Raw genomic sequence first — 20,482 nt, 5'->3', positions numbered from 1 at the left:
GCCACGCGGCTACGGCTTGGTGACCTGACCCGCCTTCAGCCACACCTGATCAAGGTTGAAGTCGCACTGGTTCCCCTGCTCGCAGGAGATCTTGATCGTGTTGGTGCCCTTGGTGAGGTCGACCCAGGCGAAGGTCCGGGTCCAGCCCTTCTCCCAGTCGCCTTCCTTGGCCCCCGCGAAGTTCTTCATGTTGAGCTTCGAGTCGCGGGCCTTGCCGTTGATCGACAGCGTCGAGTCGGCGTCCTTGCCCGGCACGCCGTACCCCACGAAGACGGTGTACTGGCCGTCCTTGGGCACGTCCAGGTTCCAGGTGGCGGCGGCACCCGGCGTGTTCATGCCGGTGACGTACAGACCGCCGGCCGAGCGGGCGCCCGGGATGTCCTTGGCGGTGGTCGCCGTGCCGTCCAGCCGCAGGCTGCCCGCGTCGGCCTTGGGCAGGTCGAGCTCGGCGGGCTTGCCGGACGGCTTCTCGCTCGGCTCCTGGCTCTGACCGGTGGACGTGCCGGCACCGCCGGCCTCGTCGGGCTTCTTCTCGTCGCTGTTGGAGATCATCGCGACGCCGATGCCGACGCAGACCACGGCGACCACGGCGATGGCGCCGATGAGCAGGCCGTTGCGGTTGCGGCGCGGGCCCTGGTCACCGGCGCCGGCACCGTGCCCCGCAGGGCCCGCCGGGCGCTGGCCACCGTTCGGCAGCGTCTCGGGCGCCGCGTAGTGCGCGTTCTGCCGGCCGTACGCCTGCTGCTGCGCCTGCTGGCCGTACTGCTGCTGGCCGTACTGGCGCTCGCCGACCGCGCGCACCTGGTTGTACGACCTCCTGGGAACGCCCGGCTGCCGCACCGCCGCGCCGTCGCCCGCCGATCCCTGCGCGCCTGCCTCGCCGCCCTCCGAGCGGTAGAGGTAGCCGAAAGGATCGTCGTTCTCCGGCGTGTCCGTGCCGTTACTACCGGCCGTCATTCCGCGTCACTCCCCAGCGGTCTTGCAAACTGATGTCTACGTGATTGTGAGGCCCCCGGCGGCCAGCGCCGCATCGGCGCAGCCTACCCGGTGCGGAGCCGCGTACGCCGGTTCCGTACGGCCACAAGATCACTACAGCACGGTGAACAGCGGGCGCCCGGCGGGGTCGGCGGCGGTCAGCGCGGTGCGGGCGGCCTCCGGCGGGCCGGAGGTGTCATCGGACACATGGCCTGCCGAGGGGCGAAGGACGGCGCGAAGGGGCTGCCGGGGGCGCAAAGCGGTGGGCAGGGGCTGCCGGGGACGCAGGCGCGCCCGCTCCTCCGGGCGCCCGCCGCTCAGCTCACCCGCCGCTCAGCTCACCCGCCGGTTCGCCTTCGAGCGGGACCGCTTCTCGACGTACATCCGCTGGTCGGCGGATTGCAGGACCTCCTCGGCCGACATCCCGCAGCCGGCCCAGCCGATGCCGAAGCTGGCGCCGACCCGTACGGCCCGGCCGTCCACCCGGATCGGCGGGATGATCGCGTTCCGCAGGCGTACGGCCAGGTCCTCGGCGTCCGCCTTGCCCAGCCCGTCCGCCAGCACGACGAACTCGTCACCGCCGAGCCGGGCGACCGTGTCCCCGTCCCGTACGCCGTTGGTCAGCCGCCGGGCGACCTCGATGAGCACCGCGTCACCGGTGTGGTGCCCGAACCGGTCGTTGATCGATTTGAAGCCGTCCAGGTCGCAGAAGAGCACGGCCAGCCCCTTGGCGCCGTCGTCCTCGGGCCCGTCCGACGGCGCGACCGCGTGGACATGACTGTCGTACGTGGCACTCGTACGGGAGAGGTGGAAGCCCTCGAACGTCTCGGCGCCGCCGTCCGGCAGGAAGCCGTGCCCGTCGTCCTCCCCGCCGACCGCCGAGGCGAACGCGTCCGCCTCGTCCGTGCCCGGCGGCCGCGAGCACAGCCGGGCGCTGAGCCGGGTCCGCAGCTCGGCGCTGTTGGGCAGGCCGGTCAGCGCGTCATGGCTGGCGCGGTGGGCGAGCTGCAGCTCGTGCCGCTTGCGCTCCTCGATGTCCTCGACGTGCGTGAGCAGGAAGCGCGGGCCGTCGGCGGTGTCGGCCACGACGCTGTTGCGCAGGCTCACCCAGACGTACGAGCCGTCCCGGCGGGCCAGCCGCAGCTCGGCGCGGCCGCCCTCCGCCGAGGTCCGCAGCAGCGTCCCGATGTCCTCCGGATGCACCAGGTCGGAGAACGCGTACCGGCGCATCACGGACGCCGGCCGCCCCAGCAGCCGGCACAGCGCGTCGTTCGTCCGCAGCAGCCGGCCGTGCTGGTCGCCGCCCATCTCGGCGATGGCCATGCCGCTCGGCGCGTACTCGAATGCCTGCCGGAAGCTTTCCTCGCTGGCCCGCAGCGCCTGCTGCTCGCGCTCCAGCCGGACCAGCGCACGCTGCATGTTTGCCCGCAGCCGGGCATTACTGATCGCAATCGCGGCCTGGAAAGCGAACATCTGCAACGCCTCGCGTCCCCAGGCACCCGGACGCCGGCCGTTGCGCGGCCGGTCGACGGAGATCACGCCGAGCAGGTCGCCGCCACCCGAGGAGGCCGCGTACATGGGTGCGAAGAGGCGGTCCATCGGATGCCACTCGTCCGGGAAGCGCGGCGCGGGCCCGGAGGTGTGCCACTGGGGGACATCGTCGTCGTCCAGCACCCAGCCCTGGGTGTACGGGATGAAGCAGAGGTCGCCCCAGCGCTCCCCCATGGCCAGCCGGCGCTCCCAGGACTCCCTGGAGCCGACGCGGCCGGACAGCAGCGCCTCGGCGCCCGCGCTTCCGGCGACCGCGGCCACCACGAGATCGCCGTCGGGCCGTACGAGATTGACCGCGGCGAGCTCATAGCCCAGCCCGCCGATCGCCCCGTCGGCGACGGCCTGCAGGGTGTCCGCAAGGCTGCGTGCGGTGTTCAGGTCGGCGACCACTTGGTGCAGCTGCCGCAGGGTCGCAAGACGGACGTACGGCTCCGACTCGGTCTCCATCGCTCGCTCTCCCTGAGACCTCGACAGCAACTCCAGGCTTCTTGTCGTCCTCTAGTCGTCCGATTGCCACGGCCACTGAATCACAGTGAGCTGTACACCCGGTACACAGGGTCAACAATTACCCCTTGCTGTGACTCAAGTCACAGAACACGCCGCGAAGTTACGGAGCCCGTCCGAAGCCCCTTCCGGGCCTTTTCGCCCCCTTCCCCGACGTCCACTTCGTCACCTTCTTCGACGCATTCGTAAACTTCCTGTACGCAAATTCCGCCCCCTGGCCCCCGCGGACTCCGTCGCGGGTCCTAGGACGCGGCTGGTCCCAGGGGCCGATGCGGGCCGCCCGCGGTCCCGTTTAGCGTTCATGACGTGTTCACGAACAACCCTGCCGCCGCCGTCACCGACCCGCACACCGGATCCGCCCGGGATGCCGGGCCGCGGACGGGCCCGGAGCCGAGCCCGCCGCCGGAGACCAGCCCTGATCCGGAGATGATCCCGCATGCTGGTGGGGTGAGTGCCGACGAGTTCCGTGCCGCCCTGTCCCGGCTCGCCGCCGGGGTCGTACTGATCACCGCCCTCGACCCGGAGGACGATCCGGCCGACGGTGACGACCCTGCCGACGAGGACGACCCGGCAGGGGACGACCTTCCGGTCGGTGAGGACGCGGGGATGACCGCCACGGCGTTCATGTCCGTCTCGCTCGACCCGCCGCTGGTGATGGTGAGCGTCCGCAACGATTCACGGATGGACGACATCCTGGAGCGGCAGCCCCTGTGGGCCGTCTCGGTCCTGACGGAGGGCCAGCGCAACATCGCCGGCCAGTTCTCCATGAAGGGCCGCCTCAGCGACCGCCTGCTCTTTGCGGGCGTCCCGCACGTACGGGGCGAGAAGACCGGCGCCGCACTGGTGAAGGGCGCCCTCGCCACGATGGAGTGCCGCACGGAACAGCGCGTCGTGGCCGGCGATCACACCCTCGTCATCGGCCGCGTACTGACCGCCCACACCCCGAACATCGAGAGCAACCCGCTGACGTACTTCCGGGGGCGGTACCGGAAGCTGGGGTAGGGCCAGGTCCTTGCGGTACTCACGGGCCGGGGCAGGGCCCGGCGGGGTCCGGCCCTGTCCTGGGCCCGGTCAGTGCCAGTCGCGGCTCAGTGCCAGTCGCGGCCCGAGCGGCCGCGCTTGGTGTCGCCGCGCTGCTTCTTCTCGCGCAGCCTGCGCTCATTGATGCCGCGCGGGATCCGCGTCTTGCGGCGTGCCTTCGGCGGCGGCGCGGACGCCTCCGCCAGCAACGACGCGAGCCGGACCGCGGCCGTCTCGCGGTTGCGCCACTGGGAGCGGTGCTCGGACGCCCGTACGGACACCACGCCACCGTCGATCAGCCGCCCGCGCTCCTCCAGCCGCTGCAGCGCGCGCTCCTTCCAGACCTCGGGCAGCGCATCGGTCGCGGCCAGGTCGAAGCGCAGCTCCACCTGGCTGTCGGAGGTGTTGACGTGCTGGCCGCCGGGCCCGGAAGACCGTGAGAAGCGCCAGACGAGCTCCGACTCCGGGAGGACGACCGAACCGCGGATGACATAGGGCCCGGACATGCCCCCATGATCCCGCGTCCGGCCCCGTTCCGTCACCCGCATTTCGGCAGCCGCGCGAACGGCGCCGACGGGGACGGCGTCAGGGCTTGGCAAAGAAAGTAAAGGAAGCTGGAACCTCCTGGTCCCCGGCTGACGTTGTGCAGGGTGACGGTAGCTTCGTCCGGAGTACGGAGCCCGATGATTCGACGAGGAAAGGGCACTCCCATGGCTGTAAGCCTGTCCAAGGGCGGCAACGTCTCGCTCACCAAGGAGGCTCCGGGCCTGACCGCCGTCACGGTCGGCCTCGGCTGGGACGTCCGCACCACCACGGGCACGGACTTCGACCTCGACGCGAGCGCGATCGCGGTCAACCCGAGCGGCAAGGTCTTCTCGGACCAGCACTTCGTGTTCTTCAACAACAAGGCCACGCCGGACCAGTCCATCGTGCACACCGGTGACAACGTCACCGGCCAGGGCGAGGGCGACGACGAGCAGATCAACGTCAATCTCGCCGCGCTGCCCGCCGACGTCGAGAAGATCGTCTTCCCGGTCTCCATCTACGACGCCGAGAACCGCAGCCAGAACTTCGGCCAGGTGCGCAACGCCTTCATCCGCATCGTCAACCAGGCCGGCGGCGCCGAGATCGCCCGCTACGACCTCAGCGAGGACGCGGCCACCGAGACCGCGATGGTCTTCGGCGAGCTCTACCGCAACGGCGCGGAGTGGAAGTTCCGCGCCGTCGGCCAGGGCTACGCCTCGGGCCTGGTCGGCATCGCCCAGGACTTCGGCGTCAACGTCTGATCACGCTGACGAAAGGCCGTCCGACCTGCCGTTGAGCGGGTCGGGCGGCCTTTGCTGTCCGCATATGGCCCGCGGATGTACTGACTTCGACAACACGCCGGTCATGATGACGCCGCCTCCTCCACCTGCGGCCCGCCGCCATCCGACCGGCCCGTACGCACCTGGTCGACGGCCGCCCGCGCCTGCGACGCCGGCATCATTCCCGCCCACCCCGAGGCGACGTTGAAGCCGGTTGGTGGCGCTCAGGGCGGCTTCGGTCGGCGGGGGTCGCCACGGGCCCGCCGGTGGGGGTCAGGCGGCTTCGACCGGTGGGGACGTGGCGGGGTCGGATGCGGGGGCGGCGAGTGTCGCCAGTTCGTCGAGGGACATGCCGAGCGTCGCGCCCAGCGCGGCGACCGTGAAGAACGCCGGAGTCGGCGCCCGCCCCGTCTCGATCTTGCGCAGCGTCTCCGCCGAGAGCCCCGCGGCCGCCGCGATCTCGACCATGCTGCGATCGCCGCGCGCCGCCCGCAGCAGCGCACCCAGCCGCTCGCCGCGCTCGCGTTCCCATGGAGTCAGAGGTGTACGGACCATACCCGTGATACTAATACCGGTAAAGAAATACCGGTATAAGAATTGGCGACCGGCATCGTCAGTCGTTCCCGCGCCACACGGCCGGCATCACGGAGGTTCACCCATGGTCGAGATCAAGACCGACACCGCTCTCGAAGCGATGCGCCCCGCGGGCCGCGTCGTCGCCGACATCCTCACGGCCGTACGCGCGGCAGCCGCGCCCGGCGTGCGGCTGAGCGAACTGGACGAGGTCGCCCGGTCGGTACTGGCCGAGGCGGGAGCCACCTCCCCCTTCCTCCACTACCGCCCGTCCTTCGCCCCCGTCCCCTTCCCCGCCACCCTCTGCATCTCCGTCAACGACGCGATCGTGCACGGCGTCCCGGGTCCGTACCGGCTGCGCGACGGCGATCTGCTCAGCATCGACTGCGGCGCGGCCCTGGACGGCTGGACGGGCGACGCGGCGGTCACCGTCGCCGTCGGCACGCCGAGCCCCGAGGACCAGCGGCTCATGGACACCACCCGGCGCGCGCTGGAGGCGGGCATCGCGGCGGCCGTGGTGGGCGCCCGCATCGGCGACATCTCGCACGCCATCGGCAGCATCGGCCGCGCCGCCGGCTACGGCATTCCGGCGGACTTCGGAGGGCATGGCATCGGCCGCCACATGCACGAGGATCCGGCGGTGCCGAACGAGGGCCGGCCCGGCCGCGGCTTCGTGCTCCGCCACGGCCTCGTCATCGCCATCGAGCCGATGTTCCTGTCCGGCGGCGACGACGGGTACTACGCGGCGGACGACGGCTGGACCCTGCGCACGACGGACGGCAGCCGCGCCGCCCACTTCGAGCACACCATCGCCGTCACCGACGACGGCCCCCGCATCCTCACCCAGCACTGAGAGCGAGAGCCCGTGCCGTAAACCGGGCCGGCCGCCCGGCGCCCGGCCCCGGCCACGCCCGGCCCCGGCCACGCCCGCCCCCTGCCGCGCCCGGCCCCGCCGCGTCCGGCCCGGAGCGATCACTCCGACCGACGTGCGACCATCAGCTACGTGATCGACCTCGGCTACTCGCTCTCCCGGCGCTTCCCTGACCCCCCGCAGACGGACTACCGCACCGCGGACGCCCGCGCGCTGCGCCACGACCTGTTCTGCGGGGACGTCTATCTCGCCGACACCGAGACGGACCGGGAACTGTCCACGGCCTGGGGCTGGGTGCCGGTCCTGGACTTCGCCTGGGCCCTGTGCGACATCGTCGAGCGGCTCGACCGCGACCCGCACGGCAGCCGCGCCGCCCGCCCGCAACACGCCGAACTGGACTTCACCGAGTCAGCCGACCGGCTGCTGTTCGAGCGCCGCTTCGGCTGGGTCGACGTCACCGCCGACTGGGTGCCGGTCGACGAGGCGCCGCTCAGCTTCAACCACGCCGTGCTGCGCCGCGAGGCCCGCGACTTCCTGCACGACCTGATCGCCGACCTCACGGACATGCATGACGGGCTGGCCGACAACCCGCTCGTATGGGACCTCCAGGCCCGCTTCCCCCGCGTCTGACCACGCCCCCGCTCCCTCCGTCTCCTCCGCTTCCGCGTCCCCTTCCGCGTCCTCTTCCGGGCTCCCGCTCGTCACTCCACCAGTACGCCCACCTCGGCCGCGAAGGCCGGGGCCAGGTCCATGAGCTGGGCCGGGCTGATCACCGCGCCCGCGAGCCGGTCGACGCCCCGCGCGATGTCCAGCGCCGCCGCGCTCCGCAGATCGACGTCCCGCATCCGCGCCTGGCTGAAGTCCGTACGCGCCAGCGTGCAGCCGTCGAACGTCACGCGCTCCAGCTCGGCCCCGCCGAAGTCCGCCTCCAGCAGCACGCAGTCCTCGAACGCAACGTCGCGGAGCTTCGCCTTGCGCAGGTTGAGGAAGTCCATCTTCCCGCCGCGCACCACGACCCGCTCCAGGACCGCGCCGTGCAGCTGCGTCCCGCCCAGCCGGGCGTCCCGCACCTCCACATCGCGCAGCGACACCTGCGAGAGGTCCGTGCCGACGCCCCGCACCCCCTCCAGCACGCTGTCGATGAAACGCGCCCGGGTCAGCACCGTCTCGTCCCACGCGCACCGCCGCACCGCGCAGTCCATGAACCGGGCGCCCCGCGCCGACTGCCCCCCGAAGTCCGCGTCGGCGAACTCCAGTCCGTCGTAATCCCCCTCCGGCTCCCACTCCCCTCCGTCGTACGCCACCAGCTCCGGCAGCCGCACCTCCGGTCGTCGTACGGCCCGCATCGTCCGCCCCGCGTTCCCGTCCCGGCCGGTCACACGACCACCGCCCTTCTCCGCGCCCGATCGCGCCCGATCGCGCTCAATCACGATCGATCCGCACTCAGTCCGCTCTCGCCCACGTCCGCCCCGTCCTGATCCATCGTGCACCCCACCACTGACAATCGCTCTGACCAGCGGAAACAACCGCGTCTGCGGCGGCGGGACGCACGCTCGGACGGCGCGCCGGATGTGACGAGGTGACACGCTCTAGCCCACGATCCCCATCTCCCGGGCCGTGTTGTTCAGCCGTCGTCCGCCCGTCTCCGTGCACGTCACGATGTCCTCGATCCGTACGCCGAAGCGTCCCGGGAGATAGATCCCGGGTTCGATCGAGAAGCACATCCCCGGTACGAGGGGCAGGTGTTCGCCCTCGACCATGTACGGCGGCTCGTGTGTCGTCACACCGATGCCGTGCCCGACCCGGTGGATGAAGTACTCGCCGTACCCCGCCGCCTTGATCACCTTGCGCGCCACCCGGTCGATGTCCTGGCAGGCGGCCCCCGGCCGCACCGCTTCGAACGCCGCCTGCTGGGCCTCCCGGACGATGTCGTGGACCTTCCGCTCCTCCGCTGTCGGCTCGCCCACGTGCACGGTCCGCGTCGTGTCCGAGCCGTACCCGTCCTTCAGGCCGCCGAAGTCCAGTACGACCATGTCGCCGTTCTCGATGACCCGGTCGCCCGCCTCGTGGTGCGGGTCGGCCCCGTTGGGCCCCGAGCCCACCACCGTGAAGTCCACCTGGCTGTGCCCGTGTTCGCGCAGCAGCCGCGCCAGGTCCGCCGCCACGTCGCACTCCCGCCGGCCCCCGAAGGGCACCTCCAGGATCTCCTCGTATGCAGCGTCAGCGGCCGCGCCCGCCGCCGCCAGCCGCTCGACCTCGTACGCGTCCTTGACGGCGCGCAGCATCGGCAGCGCCTCCGTGAGCGAGGCGTACGCGCTGCCCGGCAGGGTCCGCTGCAGCCCCAGGAGGTGCATCGCCCAGGCCGCGTCGGAGATGCCGTACCGCCGCTCCGGTTCCAGCAGCTCCGCCAGCACGGCATGCGGGTCGTCGCCGTCGCGCCACCCGAGGACCTCCGTCGCGCCGGCACCCGCGGCGTGCCGCGTGTCCGCCCGCTCCAGTACGGGCACCAACAGGCGCGGCTTGCTGCCCACAGCGAGCAGCAGGGCGGTCAGCCGCTCGGTGATCGCGGTCGGCTGGTAGCCGGTGAGCCACACCAGGTCGGGCCCCGGCGTGACGATCAGCCCGGCCAGCCCGGCATCGGCGGCCGCCCGACCGGCCCGCTCCATCCGCCGCTCGTAATCCTCCCGGGTCACCCCCGTACGCGCAGTCGCATCCGTGTCAGCAGTCTCCGTGCTCGCCGTCGCCGCCGTCGTCCCCTCAGAAGTCGCCATGCCCCGGAATTTACGCGGAAAGAAGCCGTCCGGGGACCGAACGTGCCGGAGAGCCCGACATCCGCGCCCCGGACGCAGCGTTCGCTCCGCCCGGGGCGCGCGTGGGCTCAGCCCTCCAGCAGCTTCTCGACCGCCGCCAGTTCGGCGCAGAGCGCCAGCCCCTCCAGCGCGTCGCCCAGCTCCTCCAGGCGGGGGTAGCTGGGCGCGATGCGGATGTTGCGGTCCCGCGGGTCCTTCCCGTACGGGAACGTCGCCCCGGCGGGGGTCAGCGCGACGCCCGCCTCCTTGGCGAGCTGTACGACGCGGGCAGCGCAGCCGTCCAGGATGTCCAGGCTCACGAAGTAGCCGCCCCGCGGGCGGGTCCAGGTCGCGATGCCGGTGTCCCCGAGCCGCTTCTCCAGTACGGCATCCACCAGCTCGAACTTGGGCCGCAGCAGCTCGGCGTGGCGCTCCATGTGGGCGTGCACGGCCTCCGCGTCGGGCAGGAAGCGGGCGTGCCGGAGCTGGTTGATCTTGTCCGGGCCGATCGTCCGCTTGGAGAGGTGGCCGAGCAGCCAGCCCACGTTGGCGGGCGAGGAGCCGAAGAAGGCCACGCCGCTGCCGGCCGCGGTGATCTTCGAGGTGGAGCCGAAGACGAACACCCGGTCGGCGTTGCCGTACTCCTCGCACAGACCCAGGATGTCGGCGAGCGGCTCGCGCTCGCCCTCCAGCTGGTGCACGGCGTAGGCGTTGTCCCAGAAGACGCGGAAGTCCGGCGCTGCGGTCTCCATGGCGGCCAGCCGTCGCACCGTCTCCGGCGCGTAGCAGGCGCCCGTGGGGTTGCTGTACTTCGGTACGCACCAGATGCCCTTGACGCGTTTGTCGGCGACGAGGCGCTCGACCTCGTCCATGTCCGGGCCGCTCTCCGTCATCGGCACCGGGATCATGTCGATGCCGAGCTTCTCGCACAGCGCGAAGTGCCGGTCGTAACCCGGTACGGGGCACAGTACGGCCGTCCGCCCCTCCCGCTGCCAGGGACCGGGCGCCCCGGGCAGCCCGAACAGCACGGCGTCCACCACCGACTCGTACATCAGCTCCAGGCTGGAGTTCCCGAAGGCGACCAGCTGCTCCACCGGCACCTGGAGCAGCCCGGCGAACGTCGTACGCAGCTCGGCCAGCCCCTGGAGGCCGCCGTAGTTGCGGCCGTCGGTGCCGTCCTGCGCGGTGTGGTCGCCCGGGCCCGGCAGGGACAGCAGCGGCTGCGCGAGGTCCAACTGTTCGGCGGACGGCTTGCCCCGGGTCAGGTCCAGGCGCAGCCCTCTGCCCTTGAGGCGGGCGTGCTCGTCACGGAGCCCTTCGAGCCGGTCGGACAGTTCGGTGTGCGTGAGAGTGGTCAGATCCATACCTGTCATCCCTGCTCAAAGTCGCGTGCGGTACTCCGTGACCGCGGCCGGTCCGCGTCGGGGCCACGAGGCACAGCGACCGTCCGGTCCCCGCCGGCCGGCCGACGGCCCGCCGCGGTCCCCTCCACCCACCAGGCACGCGGGCAGCGCCGAGAGTACCCGGACCGTGCGGCACTGCCGATCTCTTTATGACGCGCCTCGCCGGGCCTGCCGGCCCCCGGCCGGGCCCGCGTCGTCCGTACGGGAACGGCGCGGCAGCAGTGCGACCGCCAGGAGCGGGACGGCGGCGAGGACGAGCCAGGGGGCCGGGGCCGGCAGCCCGGTGTCGAGCAGCGAGCCGGTCGCGGCGCTGCCCGCCAGGACGAGCAGGCCGGAGACCGAGGACATCGCGCCCGTATAGAGGCCGAGCCGGCCGGTGGGTGCCAGGTCCGGTACCCAGGCCCGGGCGGCCGGCGTGACCAGCATCTGGCCCAGCGTGAGGAGGACCACGAAGGCCGCGGCGGGCAGCAGCCCGGCGGTGCCGGTCCAGGCGGCCGGGCGGGCGGCGGCCACGACGGCGAACCCGGCGGAGATGAGGAGCAGCCCGGCCGCCATGGAGCGGCGGAGGTCGAGCCGGTCGGCGGCCCAGCGGGTGACCCGCAGCTGCGCGACCACGACCAGCAGCGAGGAGAGGGCGAAGAGCCAGGCCAGCGGGGACTGCGAGCCGGCGGCGCGCTCCACTTCGGCGGGGAGGGCGAGGTAGAGCTGGTTGTACGCCAGGAGGTAGGCCGCGTATGCGCCGCACACCGCGAGGAAACGCCGGTTGCGCAGCATCTCGCGCACCGCGCCCGGCGCCCGTACCCGCTCCCGGCCAGGGATGTGCTGCGGCAGCAGCCACAGGTGCCCGGCCAGTACGAGCACGAAGACCCCGGCCCCCGCCAGGCACGCCGTGCGGAAGTCGACGGCCAGCAGCAGGGCGCCCAGCAGCGGACCGAGGAACGCGCCGGCCTGACCCGCCACACTGAGCAGGCCCAGAACGCGAGTACGGGGACCGTGCCCGGTCTCCTCCCAGAGCACCGACTGGCGGGCGACCTCGGACTCGACGGCGGGCGAGAACAGGGCGGCGGCGAACCCGATCAGCAGGACGGCGCCGATGACCGCCCACGGCTGCTGCGCGTACCCCAGCCAGCCGAAACCGGCGATCCGCAGCACGCAGCCGGTGAGGACGACGGGCCGCACGCCGTACCGGTCGGTCAGGGCCCCGCCCAGTACGAAGAGCCCCTGCTGGCTGAACGTCCGCAGGCCGAGCACCAGGCCGACCAGCCAGCCCGCCATGCCGATGGCCGTGCCCAGGTGCTCGGCCAGGAAGGGCAGGACGGCGAAGAAGCCGATGTTGAAGGCGAGTTGGGTCGCGATCAGCAGCCGCAGCAGCGGGGAGAGGTGCCGCCAGGTTCGTTCGCGACGGGGGCGTCGGGAACGCCGCGCGGCGGCGATCCCCGTCACCGGGCCACCGTCCCGGCACCCGCTCCGGCCGCTGTCCCGGCCGCCACGGCCTCCCGCACCTCGGGCTCCGGTTCCGCCGCAGACGCGGAGCCGGATCCCGCGGGCACGTCCGCGCGCCGCGTACGCCGAAGAACCCGCGGCATCCGCACCCCGCCCGCCGCGGTCACCGCCAGCGCCCCCAGCAGCGCGAGCACGGCGGCCGGCGCGAGCACCGTCCAGGGGGCCCGCTCGGCGTACGGCTGGTTCTCGGAGAGCAGCAGGCCCCACTCGGGCGACGGCGGCTGCGCGCCGAGCCCGAGGAAGCCCAGCGCGGCGAGGGCCAGCGCGACGGAGGGGAGGCGCAGCAGCGCGTGGCGGGTGACGGGCGGCAGGACGGCGGGCAGCAGCTCACGCCGGAGCAGATACCAGCGGCTCGCGCCGAGGCTCCGGGTCGCCGCCAGGTGGAGCGTGGCGCGCTCCTGTTGCAGCAGCGCGGAGGCGTGGGCGGCCAGCGGTGTCCAGGTGACGGCGGCCACGGCGAGCGCGGGGGTCGCGGGTCCGCTGCCCGCCACGCCCGCGACGAGCAGACCGGCGAGCACGGGCGGTACGGCGTTGACCGTGTCGACGAGCGGCCCGGACAGCCGGGGCAGCAGGCCGAGCAGTACGCCGATGACCAGGGCGGCGGCGCTGATCGCGAGGGCGAGGGCGAGGGTGGTGAGCGCGCCGTGCCCGACCCGGGCCAGCACGTCCCGGCCCAGGGAGTCCGTACCGAACGGGTGCGCCCACGACGGAACCTCCAGCCGCGCCGCCGTATTCAGGGCGAGCGGATCGCGCGGCAGGCCGCCCGCGACGACGCACACGAGCAACGCGCCGTACAGGAGCGGCAGCCGGCCGGACGCGGGCTGCTTCGGGCCGCGCAGGGACTGCAGCGCGCCGTCGCGCAGGGCGGGGCCGAGCGCGAGCCGGGCCACGAGGCGGACCAGCCCGCCGGCCACGGCGGCGAGCAGGACGAGCGCGAGCGTACTGGTCTGCAGTACGGGCAGATCCTGCGCCACGGCGGCCTGCAGCGTCGACCGCCCGAGCCCGGGGATGTCGAAGACCTGCTCCACGGCGACCGCGCCGCCGGTCAGGCCCACGAGGAACAGGCCGAGGTTCGGCAGCAGTCCGGGCACGCAGCGACGCAGCGCCTGCCGCGCGATGCGCCCCTCCGGTATGCCGCGGGCGGCCGCGGCGCGCGCCCACGGTTCGGCGAAGGCGCCGGGCAGCTGGTCGTCGAGGAGCCGCCCGAGCAGCGCTCCGGCGGGCAGGCCGAGCGAGAGCGCGGGCAGCACCATCCACTGGGGCCCGTACCAGCCGAGCGCCGGCAGCCAGCCGAGGTGCACGCCGACCACGGTCGCGAGTACGGAGGCGGTCAGGAACTCGGGCAGCGCGGCGAGCACGGCCGCACCACTGCCGCCCGGACGGCGCCCGGAGAGCCGGCGGCGCGCGCCGAGCCGCAGCGTACGGGCGCACACCGCGGCGGCCGTACCGACGGCCACCACGATCGCCGCGCCCATCAGCAGCAGCGAGACGCCCAGCGCCTGCACCACCGACGGCAGCACCGCGTCCCCGGAGATCCACGACCGCCCCGCGTCCCCGTGCAGCAGACCGCCCGCCCACTGGCCGAGCAGATGCAACGGCCCGGCGTCGAGCCCGATGTCGGCCCGGACGGACGCCAGTACCTCAGGAGTGGGCGTACGCTCCGCCGCACGCGCCTTGAGCACGGTCAGCGCCGGATCGGTACGCGACAGCCAGGGCAGCAGCCCGATCCCGCACACGAGGGCGGCGGCGAGGACGAGCCGCCAGAGGGGCGCGAGCCCTCCACCGCGTACGAAGTGCCGTACCCCGCCGCGCACATGCCCCTTCGGCACCGACCGCATACCCCGCATACCCCGCATACCCCGTATACCCCGATACCTCGTATACCGCTCAGCGCCGGGTGCCGGTGCCGACCAACGTGCGCTCGTACGGGTCGAGGAGCACGCCCTCCACGGAGGTGCCGACGCCGGTGATGATCCGCTGGTGGACGAGCGGGACGACGGCGTCCGTGCCGAGGATCGCGGCCTCGGCGGCCATCGCCGCGTCCTGCCGCTTCCCGGTGTCGGCCGTGTCCTCGGCCTTCCGTACGGCCGCGTCGACCTTCTTGTCGCACAGCTGGGAAAGGTTGTAGCTGCCGTCGCAGGTGTAGTCGCTGGCGAGGATGGAGACCGGGTCACCGGTGTCGAGCATGGTGTTACGGGCGCCGACGAACGCGTCGAACTTCCCCGCCAGCGCGTCCCCCTCGATCCGCGCGGACTCGCGGACCTCCAGCTTCACCTTAAATCCGGCCTTCTGCAGCTGCTGCTTGAGCACCTGGGCGACCTCGGGCAGCTCGGGCCGGTTGTCGTACGTGCCGATGGTGATCGGCGTGCCGTCGGGGTCCGTCGCCGCGGCCCGCCCGGCAGGCTTGCCGCGCTTGCCGTGCGCCCAGGTCAGCGCGGGCCCGAAGACGCCCTCACCGGGGTCGGCATGGCCCTCGTACACGTCCTTGGCGAGCGCGGAGGTGTCGATCGCCTTACGGGCCGCGGCGCGCAGCCCCGGGTCCTTGAAGGCGCCGGACCCGGTGTTGAGCTGAAGACTCGTCGTACGGGCCGTGGCGGTCTCGCGCCCGCTGCCCTTGTCGAGGGAAGCGGCCTGCGAGACGGGAACCGCCTCGGCGATGTCCACATCATGTGTGCGCAGCGCGTTCGTCCGGGCGGTCCCGTCGGCGATGAACTTCGCGTCGATACCGGACGCCTGGGCGCGGCCGCCCCAGTAGTCGTCGAAGCGATCGAGGGTGGCGGCCGTGGCACCGCTGGTCTTCGTGAGCTCGAACGGCCCGGTGGCGGTGCCGACCGGGCTGACCTTGGCCCCCTTCTCGTACGCCTTCGCGGAGAGTACGGCCAGTCCAGGGCTGGACAGGCGCTGGGGAAGGGCCGGGTCGGGGGCCTCGGTGGTGATCCGGACCCGGTCGTCGCCGACGGGCTCGGCGGTGAGCGTGACGCCCGACAGCGCGGCGGTGACGGTCTTGGCCTTGGCGGCGTGCCCGAGGGCATCGGCGACGGCGGACGGCGTGACCCGCGTACCGTCCTGGAACTTCGCCTCGCGCAACGTGAACAGCCAGCTGCGGTCGTTCTCCTTGGTCCAGGACGCGGCGAGCGCGGGCGCCGCGGCGCCGTTGGCGTCGAGCTTGGTCAGGCCCTCGGTAACGCCGAGCCGGCTGAGCAGGGTGGCGTCGGCGCCGTACGGCGAGAAGTTCTCGGAGGGCGGGAAGGCGAGCGCGACCTTGAGCCGGGCACCGTCCGCCGACCCGTTCGAGGACGAGCCGCTCCCGGCGGCGAAACAGCCGGAGAGCAGGCCGGAGAGCAGGGGGGCGACCAGCAGGCCGGCTATGAGCTGACGGCGGCGGACGGAGCGCATGGTCCTCGTTCTCGGGTGGGGTTCAGGGGCGTACAGCAGCCAAAGGCTACCCGACAATCATTTTCATTAAATGCGTGCATGCACCGCCCACGAGGTGTTCGTCGATACGGCGCGACGCGCACGCACGACATCCGCGCGGCCGGAATGCGGCGCGACGCGCACGTACCGCATTCGCCCGCCTCGCTACATCCGCATGGCCACCTCGAAGTGCACGACCCGCGACCCGCCGGGCTCCCCCCGCTCGTCATGCACCGCTTTACCCATCGAGTGCCAGAAATCCTCGGCACCGGGCACCGCCGGGTCCGTGTGCAGATAGACCGACCGATACCCGCCGGCCGCCGCAGCGAAGTCGAGCAGCTCCCCGACCAGCCGCCGGGCCAGCCCGCGGCGCCGGTGCTCGGCCCGTACGTACACCCGTCGCAGCTGCGCCGTCTCCCCCGAGGGAAACCGCTCGGCGATCCAGGCCGGATTCGGCGGATGCGCGGGCCCCCGAGAGTCGAGCGCGCCGGTGGCAACGACGCCACCGTCCTCCTCATCCACCGCGACCAGCAACGTATGCCGCTCGGGCCGCAGGTAAGCCCCTTCCAGATCGATGATGTCGCCGTGCCACCGCGGCACATATCCCGTACCGAAGTCGCGATAGACGGTGTCGAGCATGACGGCACGCGCAGCGCCGACGTCGTCGCGGGTAGCTGTTCTGATGCCGTAATTACGCACTTGCGCATCATAGGCATTAAGCCGCAATGGACTGCGGCGGGTACGTACCGGGGCATCGCCACCCGGCACACAGGCCCGAATGGCCACGGCAGAAGTGCACCCACCGCGAGGAAGTGCCCTACTGATGTGGGTGCTGCACCGATGGGACGGAAAGTCGGCAGGCTGCTCACCGCGGCGCGCACCGCTCCGCACACCGGAGGACGCCCCGCTCATCCATGGAGGCCACTCATGCCCGATGTCACCGGTCCCTACGCACCCGGCACACCCTGTTGGCTCGACCTCATGGTCCCGGACCAGCAGGCCGCTCTCGACTTCTACCGTGACCTGTTCGGCTGGCAGGGAGAGGTCGGGCCGCCCGAGACCGGGGGCTACGCGGTCTGCTCACTGAACGGCAAGCCGGTCGCCGGAATCATGGCGGCGAGGAACCCGGACGGCAGCGTGCCCGACCCGATGCCGCCGACGGTATGGACCACCTATCTCGCCACCGCCGACCTGGACGCCACCGAGAACGCGGCCACGGCCAACGGTGGCCACGTGATCATGCCGGGCATGGACGTGCTCTCGCTCGGCCGCATGGCGCTGGTCAGCGACCCCACGAACGCCGTCTTCGGCCTCTGGCAGGCCCGCGACTTCCCCGGCGCCGGAATCGTCAACGAGCCCGGCGCGATCATCTGGAACGAGCTCAACACCAGCGACCCCGACACCGCCGCGTCCTTCTACTCCAGGACACTGGGCCTCACCGCCGCCCCGATGGAGGGCGCGCAGGGCTACTACTCGCTCTCGGCGGCCGACCGCATGGTCGGCGGCATGCAGGACCTCTCCGCCCTCGAGGACCTCCCCCCGGACGTACCGTCGCACTGGCTGCCGTACTTCGCGGTCGACGACACCGACAGCACGGTCGCCGCCCTGACCCGCGCCGGCGGCAACGTCCTCAAGCCCCCCTTCGACATGATGGCCGGCCGCATGTCCATCCTCCAGGACCCCCAAGGCGCCACCTTCGCCATCATCAACGCAACCGGCCCCGCGTGACCCCAGCCACAGACGCCAAACGCCCCGAACCAATCACGGTTCGGGGCGTTCGCGCAGTTCAGCACCTGAGCCCCCTGCCGGATTCGAACCGATGACCTTCGCTTTGGAAGATCTTCTTGCGGCACTGGAGGGGGCACTCTTGCAGATCAAGCCGGGGCTACAAGGTGCGCGGAGAGTTCCCGCAGTACAGCGACGCGCCCCCTTGTTGCCGTCAACGGCTGCCGTCGCGTACCCGCCACCAGCGTCGACGCTTCGAACTGATCCAGGCGAGTGTCAGACACACCTCATACGCTCATAGTAGACAGGGGAGCGGTCATCAGCGCGCTTGGAGCGCGCTGGGCTCACGAGAGTCGTGGCACGCCGAGCCTAAACGCCTACTGGCACGCTCGAATAAGACGGGAGTGCGAATGGAAAGAAGCAGAGTAGCGGAACTGCACTACATAGCGCCTATCGAAAATGTAGCGTCCATTGGCCAACATGGACTCGTCAGCCACAACATGGCCGACTCACTGCCTCACCGATCGGTGGCGTTGGAAACCGTTCAAGATTTACGCAAAGGCAAAAGAGTACCGAACGGCGAACCGCTCCACTCCTACGCGAACCTTTACTTTAGCGCCAGAAATCCAATGATGTTCCGCCTTATACATGACGGTCGAACTGGACTGGCAGTAATTCGAGTGACAAACGAAGTACTTGACATTCCACAAACCGTCATTACAGACGGAAACGCAGCCACGGCAACCACTCGCTTTTACCCTTCCCCCGAAGGTCTAGAGCATCTCGATGCAACTCGCGTGTACGCAAAGTACTGGACCAACGACAATCCATTTGAATATAACGAGCGCAAGCGTCAGCGGTGTGCCGAAGTGCTAGTCCCCGGGCGCGTTTTGCCGCAATACATCATTGGTTGCTATACTCTCACTGGGGACGACTATAAAACTTGCGTTGATTCGCAACCTCGATGGAAGGTAGAGGTAAATGCTCATGTCTACTTCCGCTAGGAACGTGCGGATCACGCAGGGAGACCTGCTTAAGTCCTCCATGCATGGCTTGGTTAACACCGTGAACACTGCGGGCGCCATGGGAAAAGGCATCGCCGCCGCTTTCAAGAAGCGGTATCCCGAGATGTACGAGGACTACGTACGTCGGTGCCACGCCGGAGAAGTGCATCTCGGCCAGCCCTACCCCTTCGATGTCGGGGATCATGTCGTAATCAATTTCCCCACCAAGGGACATTGGCGCAGCGTTAGCAAGCTAGACGACATCGTGGCCGGCCTGGAATACATGCGCGCAAACTACCAGCGCTGGGGGCTCAAGAGCCTAGCGGTGCCACCGCTAGGCTGCGGAAATGGCCAACTCGAATGGTCTGTCGTAGGCCCCACGCTGGTGCAGCATCTAGCGAAGTTCGACATTCCAGTCGAACTTTACGCCCCTTTCGGGACCAATATCGGAGGACCTGAACAGCTAAATCTCTGGGATTCCGCAGAGAATACCGAGCGTCCAATCCAATTCGTGGACTCGTGGCAAGTCGCTCTGGTTGAAATCCTAAGTAGGCTTGAGCGGCAGCCTTACCGATGGCCAGTAGGTCGTGTCATGTTCCAGAAAATCGCCTATTTCGCGAATGCCGCTGGAGTCCCGACCGACCTTGCGTATGAGCGTGCGAGCCACGGCCCCTTCGCGCCACAACTGAAACCCACTGTCGCGAAGCTCCAAAATAACGGCCTCATCAACGAGCGTCAACTCGGGAAAACGATCGAGGTTCGAGTGGGCAGCACTTTCGAATCCGCCCGCCAAGAGTATCGCGTCGATCTGGAAAAGTGGGAACAGGCAATTGATTCCACATGCGACCTCATGGCTAGGTTCGACACCACGCAGGCAGAGATTGCGGCCACCATTCACTACACTACTGATTTCCTGACCCGTAAATACGGCGCATCACCTACTGCCTCTCAGGTGATCCATGCAGTGGAGGCTTGGAAAGTGCGCCGGAGGCCTCCATTGCGACGCGAAGACATCATTCAGTCCATTGTGAACCTCGCGACGCTGGAGTGGATCTCAGTGGTGCCTGATGCCAGCATCGAGCAAGCTTTGATGGAGTTTTCACCCGCCTAGGGACACGCATAGCGCTGAAACCGAGCTGACAGTTCTCGGCGGCCCGCACTGGATGGTTCCGCTGCACGCCCCCCCCAACGCATTGTCGGGGCTGCAGTGCTGGCGGCCTCAATGTTCCCCGCCAGCGCCCGTCGCGCCTCTTCTTGACTGATGCCGCGCCTGCGCTTGCCGGCAGTGTGACAACTTCTGACATGCACAGCCACCATCCGCCAGCAGCCCGATGAAGAAGTCCAGCCCCAGCGGGGCGGCGATCTCGTCGGCGAAGAAGCGGCCCGGGGGGGGCGGCTGGACACGTGGCGGATCACCTCACCGATCAGCCAGCCGAAGGTACGACGGTGGTACCCGTGCGCGGTGTCCGGGGCCCACAGGGGACGTTGAGCGGCCAGTGCATCCGCTATCGGCTGCCAGGCCAGCGCATCGGCCAACGGCACCGGCTGGTCCAGTGCGACCAAGCCGACCTGGTGGGTGAGTAACCAGCGCACAGAGACGTCCGCCTTGCCGTTCGCGGCGAACCCCGGCCAGTACTCGGCCACCTGAGCGTCCAGGTCCAGCTCGCCGCGCAGGGCCAACAGGTGCGCCGCAGCTGCGGTGGCCCCGTTCAAGGTTCGCCGCGAACGTCTCGCGTACAGGTTCGAATCTGGGTGCGACCCCACCGTCGATCGTCGTCATGCCGCACATGCTGGCGCTGTGTCCGTTGCTCCGAGGCCGGGCTCACTCGTGATGCAACAGGCGGAC

19 protein-coding genes and 1 pseudogene are annotated in these 20,482 nt (G+C 70.6%); 7 read left to right on the top strand and 13 right to left on the bottom strand.

What is annotated here, in order from left to right:
• Positions 1-9: 9 nt before the first annotated feature.
• Together ABT381_RS08300 and cdgB are read right to left on the bottom strand one after the other, a co-directional pair.
• A complete protein-coding gene (locus ABT381_RS08300) occupies positions 10-957 on the bottom strand; it encodes a CBM35 domain-containing protein (protein WP_351589597.1) in 948 nt (315 codons plus the stop codon).
• Between the two features lie 351 nt (positions 958-1,308).
• Positions 1,309-2,973: a diguanylate cyclase CdgB gene (gene cdgB, locus ABT381_RS08295; RefSeq protein WP_351589594.1), complete on the bottom strand. Its 1,665-nt coding sequence runs from the start codon at positions 2,971-2,973 to the stop codon at positions 1,309-1,311.
• A 483-nt stretch (positions 2,974-3,456) separates the two neighbouring features.
• On the opposite strand from cdgB, the gene ABT381_RS08290 reads away from it, so the two are divergent.
• Entirely contained in the window at positions 3,457-4,032 is a 576-nt protein-coding gene (locus ABT381_RS08290; protein WP_351589706.1) for a flavin reductase family protein, read from the top strand.
• Between the two features lie 86 nt (positions 4,033-4,118).
• Here ABT381_RS08290 and arfB read toward each other — a convergent pair whose 3' ends face one another.
• A complete protein-coding gene (gene arfB / locus ABT381_RS08285) occupies positions 4,119-4,556 on the bottom strand; it encodes an alternative ribosome rescue aminoacyl-tRNA hydrolase ArfB (RefSeq protein WP_351589591.1) in 438 nt (145 codons plus the stop codon).
• Between the two features lie 204 nt (positions 4,557-4,760).
• Between arfB and ABT381_RS08280 the strand changes: the two genes are divergently transcribed.
• Positions 4,761-5,336 (top strand): TerD family protein, encoded by a 576-nt coding sequence (locus ABT381_RS08280; RefSeq protein WP_351589588.1) that lies wholly within the window; start codon positions 4,761-4,763, stop codon positions 5,334-5,336.
• Between the two features lie 291 nt (positions 5,337-5,627).
• Here the strand turns inward: ABT381_RS08280 and ABT381_RS08275 are convergent, their stop codons facing one another.
• Positions 5,628-5,909 carry a helix-turn-helix domain-containing protein gene (locus tag ABT381_RS08275; protein ID WP_351589585.1) on the bottom strand — a complete coding sequence of 94 codons (282 nt, stop codon included), beginning with the start codon at positions 5,907-5,909 and terminating at the stop codon, positions 5,628-5,630.
• Positions 5,910-6,012: 103 nt separating this feature from the next.
• On the opposite strand from ABT381_RS08275, the gene map reads away from it, so the two are divergent.
• Positions 6,013-6,780 (top strand): type I methionyl aminopeptidase, encoded by a 768-nt coding sequence (gene map, locus ABT381_RS08270; RefSeq protein WP_351589582.1) that lies wholly within the window; start codon positions 6,013-6,015, stop codon positions 6,778-6,780.
• A 150-nt stretch (positions 6,781-6,930) separates the two neighbouring features.
• Positions 6,931-7,428: a hypothetical protein gene (locus ABT381_RS08265; RefSeq protein ID WP_351589579.1), complete on the top strand. Its 498-nt coding sequence runs from the start codon at positions 6,931-6,933 to the stop codon at positions 7,426-7,428.
• A gap of 71 nt (positions 7,429-7,499) precedes the next feature.
• Here the strand turns inward: ABT381_RS08265 and ABT381_RS08260 are convergent, their stop codons facing one another.
• From ABT381_RS08260 to ABT381_RS08230, 7 genes are all read right to left on the bottom strand, one after another.
• Positions 7,500-8,144 (bottom strand): pentapeptide repeat-containing protein, encoded by a 645-nt coding sequence (locus ABT381_RS08260; RefSeq protein WP_351589703.1) that lies wholly within the window; start codon positions 8,142-8,144, stop codon positions 7,500-7,502.
• A 243-nt stretch (positions 8,145-8,387) separates the two neighbouring features.
• A complete protein-coding gene (locus tag ABT381_RS08255) occupies positions 8,388-9,491 on the bottom strand; it encodes a M24 family metallopeptidase (protein WP_467754475.1) in 1,104 nt (367 codons plus the stop codon).
• 185 nt (positions 9,492-9,676) lie between these two features.
• On the bottom strand, positions 9,677-10,951 hold the full coding sequence (locus ABT381_RS08250; RefSeq protein WP_351589576.1) for an aspartate aminotransferase type Ic: 1,275 nt from the start codon (positions 10,949-10,951) through the stop codon (positions 9,677-9,679).
• 186 nt (positions 10,952-11,137) lie between these two features.
• A complete protein-coding gene (locus ABT381_RS08245; protein ID WP_351589699.1) occupies positions 11,138-12,424 on the bottom strand; it encodes an MDR family MFS transporter in 1,287 nt (428 codons plus the stop codon).
• A 5-nt stretch (positions 12,425-12,429) separates the two neighbouring features.
• Positions 12,430-14,331: an ABC transporter permease subunit gene (locus tag ABT381_RS08240; protein ID WP_467754467.1), complete on the bottom strand. Its 1,902-nt coding sequence runs from the start codon at positions 14,329-14,331 to the stop codon at positions 12,430-12,432.
• Positions 14,332-14,380: 49 nt separating this feature from the next.
• On the bottom strand, positions 14,381-15,889 hold the full coding sequence (locus ABT381_RS08235) for an ABC transporter substrate-binding protein (RefSeq protein ID WP_351589573.1): 1,509 nt from the start codon (positions 15,887-15,889) through the stop codon (positions 14,381-14,383).
• Between the two features lie 183 nt (positions 15,890-16,072).
• The gene (locus ABT381_RS08230) at positions 16,073-16,606 is read right to left on the bottom strand and encodes a GNAT family N-acetyltransferase (RefSeq protein WP_351589570.1); all 534 of its coding nucleotides are present in this window, start codon (positions 16,604-16,606) and stop codon (positions 16,073-16,075) included.
• Between the two features lie 228 nt (positions 16,607-16,834).
• On the opposite strand from ABT381_RS08230, the gene ABT381_RS08225 reads away from it, so the two are divergent.
• The 3 genes from ABT381_RS08225 to darG all read left to right on the top strand — a co-directional run bounded on the left by ABT381_RS08225 (position 16,835) and on the right by darG (position 19,747).
• Positions 16,835-17,635, top strand: a complete 801-nt coding sequence (locus tag ABT381_RS08225) for a VOC family protein (RefSeq protein WP_351589567.1) — start codon at positions 16,835-16,837, stop codon at positions 17,633-17,635.
• A 407-nt stretch (positions 17,636-18,042) separates the two neighbouring features.
• Complete coding sequence (locus ABT381_RS08220; protein ID WP_351589564.1) at positions 18,043-18,636, top strand: DUF4433 domain-containing protein; 594 nt, start codon at positions 18,043-18,045, stop codon at positions 18,634-18,636.
• A 4-nt stretch (positions 18,637-18,640) separates the two neighbouring features.
• The gene (gene darG, locus ABT381_RS08215; protein ID WP_351589561.1) at positions 18,641-19,747 is read left to right on the top strand and encodes a type II toxin-antitoxin system antitoxin DNA ADP-ribosyl glycohydrolase DarG; all 1,107 of its coding nucleotides are present in this window, start codon (positions 18,641-18,643) and stop codon (positions 19,745-19,747) included.
• Here the strand turns inward: darG and ABT381_RS08210 are convergent.
• Entirely contained in the window at positions 19,744-19,953 is a 210-nt protein-coding gene (locus ABT381_RS08210) for a DUF6233 domain-containing protein (RefSeq protein WP_351589558.1), read from the bottom strand. The two genes, darG and ABT381_RS08210, sit on opposite strands and share 4 nt — an antisense overlap.
• Position 19,954: 1 nt before the next feature.
• A pseudogene (locus ABT381_RS08205) lies at positions 19,955-20,343 on the bottom strand (serine hydrolase domain-containing protein); the annotation flags it as partial.
• Positions 20,344-20,482: the final 139 nt, after the last annotated feature.

The organism is Streptomyces sp. NPDC000151 (assembly GCF_040301705.1).
Taxonomy (GTDB): Bacteria; Actinomycetota; Actinomycetes; order Streptomycetales; family Streptomycetaceae; genus Streptomyces.
This window is presented reverse-complemented; position numbering and strand designations above follow the sequence as displayed.

Excerpts from the sequence above, each read along its gene's own strand:
- ABT381_RS08300 (WP_351589597.1), bottom strand. The coding sequence starts at position 957 with ATGACGGCCGGTAGTAACGGCACGGACACGCCGGAGAACGACGATCCT.
- cdgB (WP_351589594.1), bottom strand. The coding sequence starts at position 2,973 with ATGGAGACCGAGTCGGAGCCGTACGTCCGTCTTGCGACCCTGCGGCAG.
- ABT381_RS08290 (WP_351589706.1), top strand. The coding sequence starts at position 3,457 with ATGATCCCGCATGCTGGTGGGGTGAGTGCCGACGAGTTCCGTGCCGCC.
- arfB (WP_351589591.1), bottom strand. The coding sequence starts at position 4,556 with ATGTCCGGGCCCTATGTCATCCGCGGTTCGGTCGTCCTCCCGGAGTCG.
- ABT381_RS08280 (WP_351589588.1), top strand. The coding sequence starts at position 4,761 with ATGGCTGTAAGCCTGTCCAAGGGCGGCAACGTCTCGCTCACCAAGGAG.
- ABT381_RS08275 (WP_351589585.1), bottom strand. The coding sequence starts at position 5,909 with ATGGTCCGTACACCTCTGACTCCATGGGAACGCGAGCGCGGCGAGCGG.
- map (WP_351589582.1), top strand. The coding sequence starts at position 6,013 with ATGGTCGAGATCAAGACCGACACCGCTCTCGAAGCGATGCGCCCCGCG.
- ABT381_RS08260 (WP_351589703.1), bottom strand. The coding sequence starts at position 8,144 with ATGCGGGCCGTACGACGACCGGAGGTGCGGCTGCCGGAGCTGGTGGCG.
- ABT381_RS08250 (WP_351589576.1), bottom strand. The coding sequence starts at position 10,951 with ATGGATCTGACCACTCTCACGCACACCGAACTGTCCGACCGGCTCGAA.
- ABT381_RS08240 (WP_467754467.1), bottom strand. The coding sequence starts at position 14,331 with ATGCGGTCGGTGCCGAAGGGGCATGTGCGCGGCGGGGTACGGCACTTC.
- ABT381_RS08235 (WP_351589573.1), bottom strand. The coding sequence starts at position 15,889 with ATGCGCTCCGTCCGCCGCCGTCAGCTCATAGCCGGCCTGCTGGTCGCC.
- ABT381_RS08225 (WP_351589567.1), top strand. The coding sequence starts at position 16,835 with ATGCCCGATGTCACCGGTCCCTACGCACCCGGCACACCCTGTTGGCTC.
- ABT381_RS08220 (WP_351589564.1), top strand. The coding sequence starts at position 18,043 with ATGGAAAGAAGCAGAGTAGCGGAACTGCACTACATAGCGCCTATCGAA.
- ABT381_RS08210 (WP_351589558.1), bottom strand. The coding sequence starts at position 19,953 with ATGGTGGCTGTGCATGTCAGAAGTTGTCACACTGCCGGCAAGCGCAGG.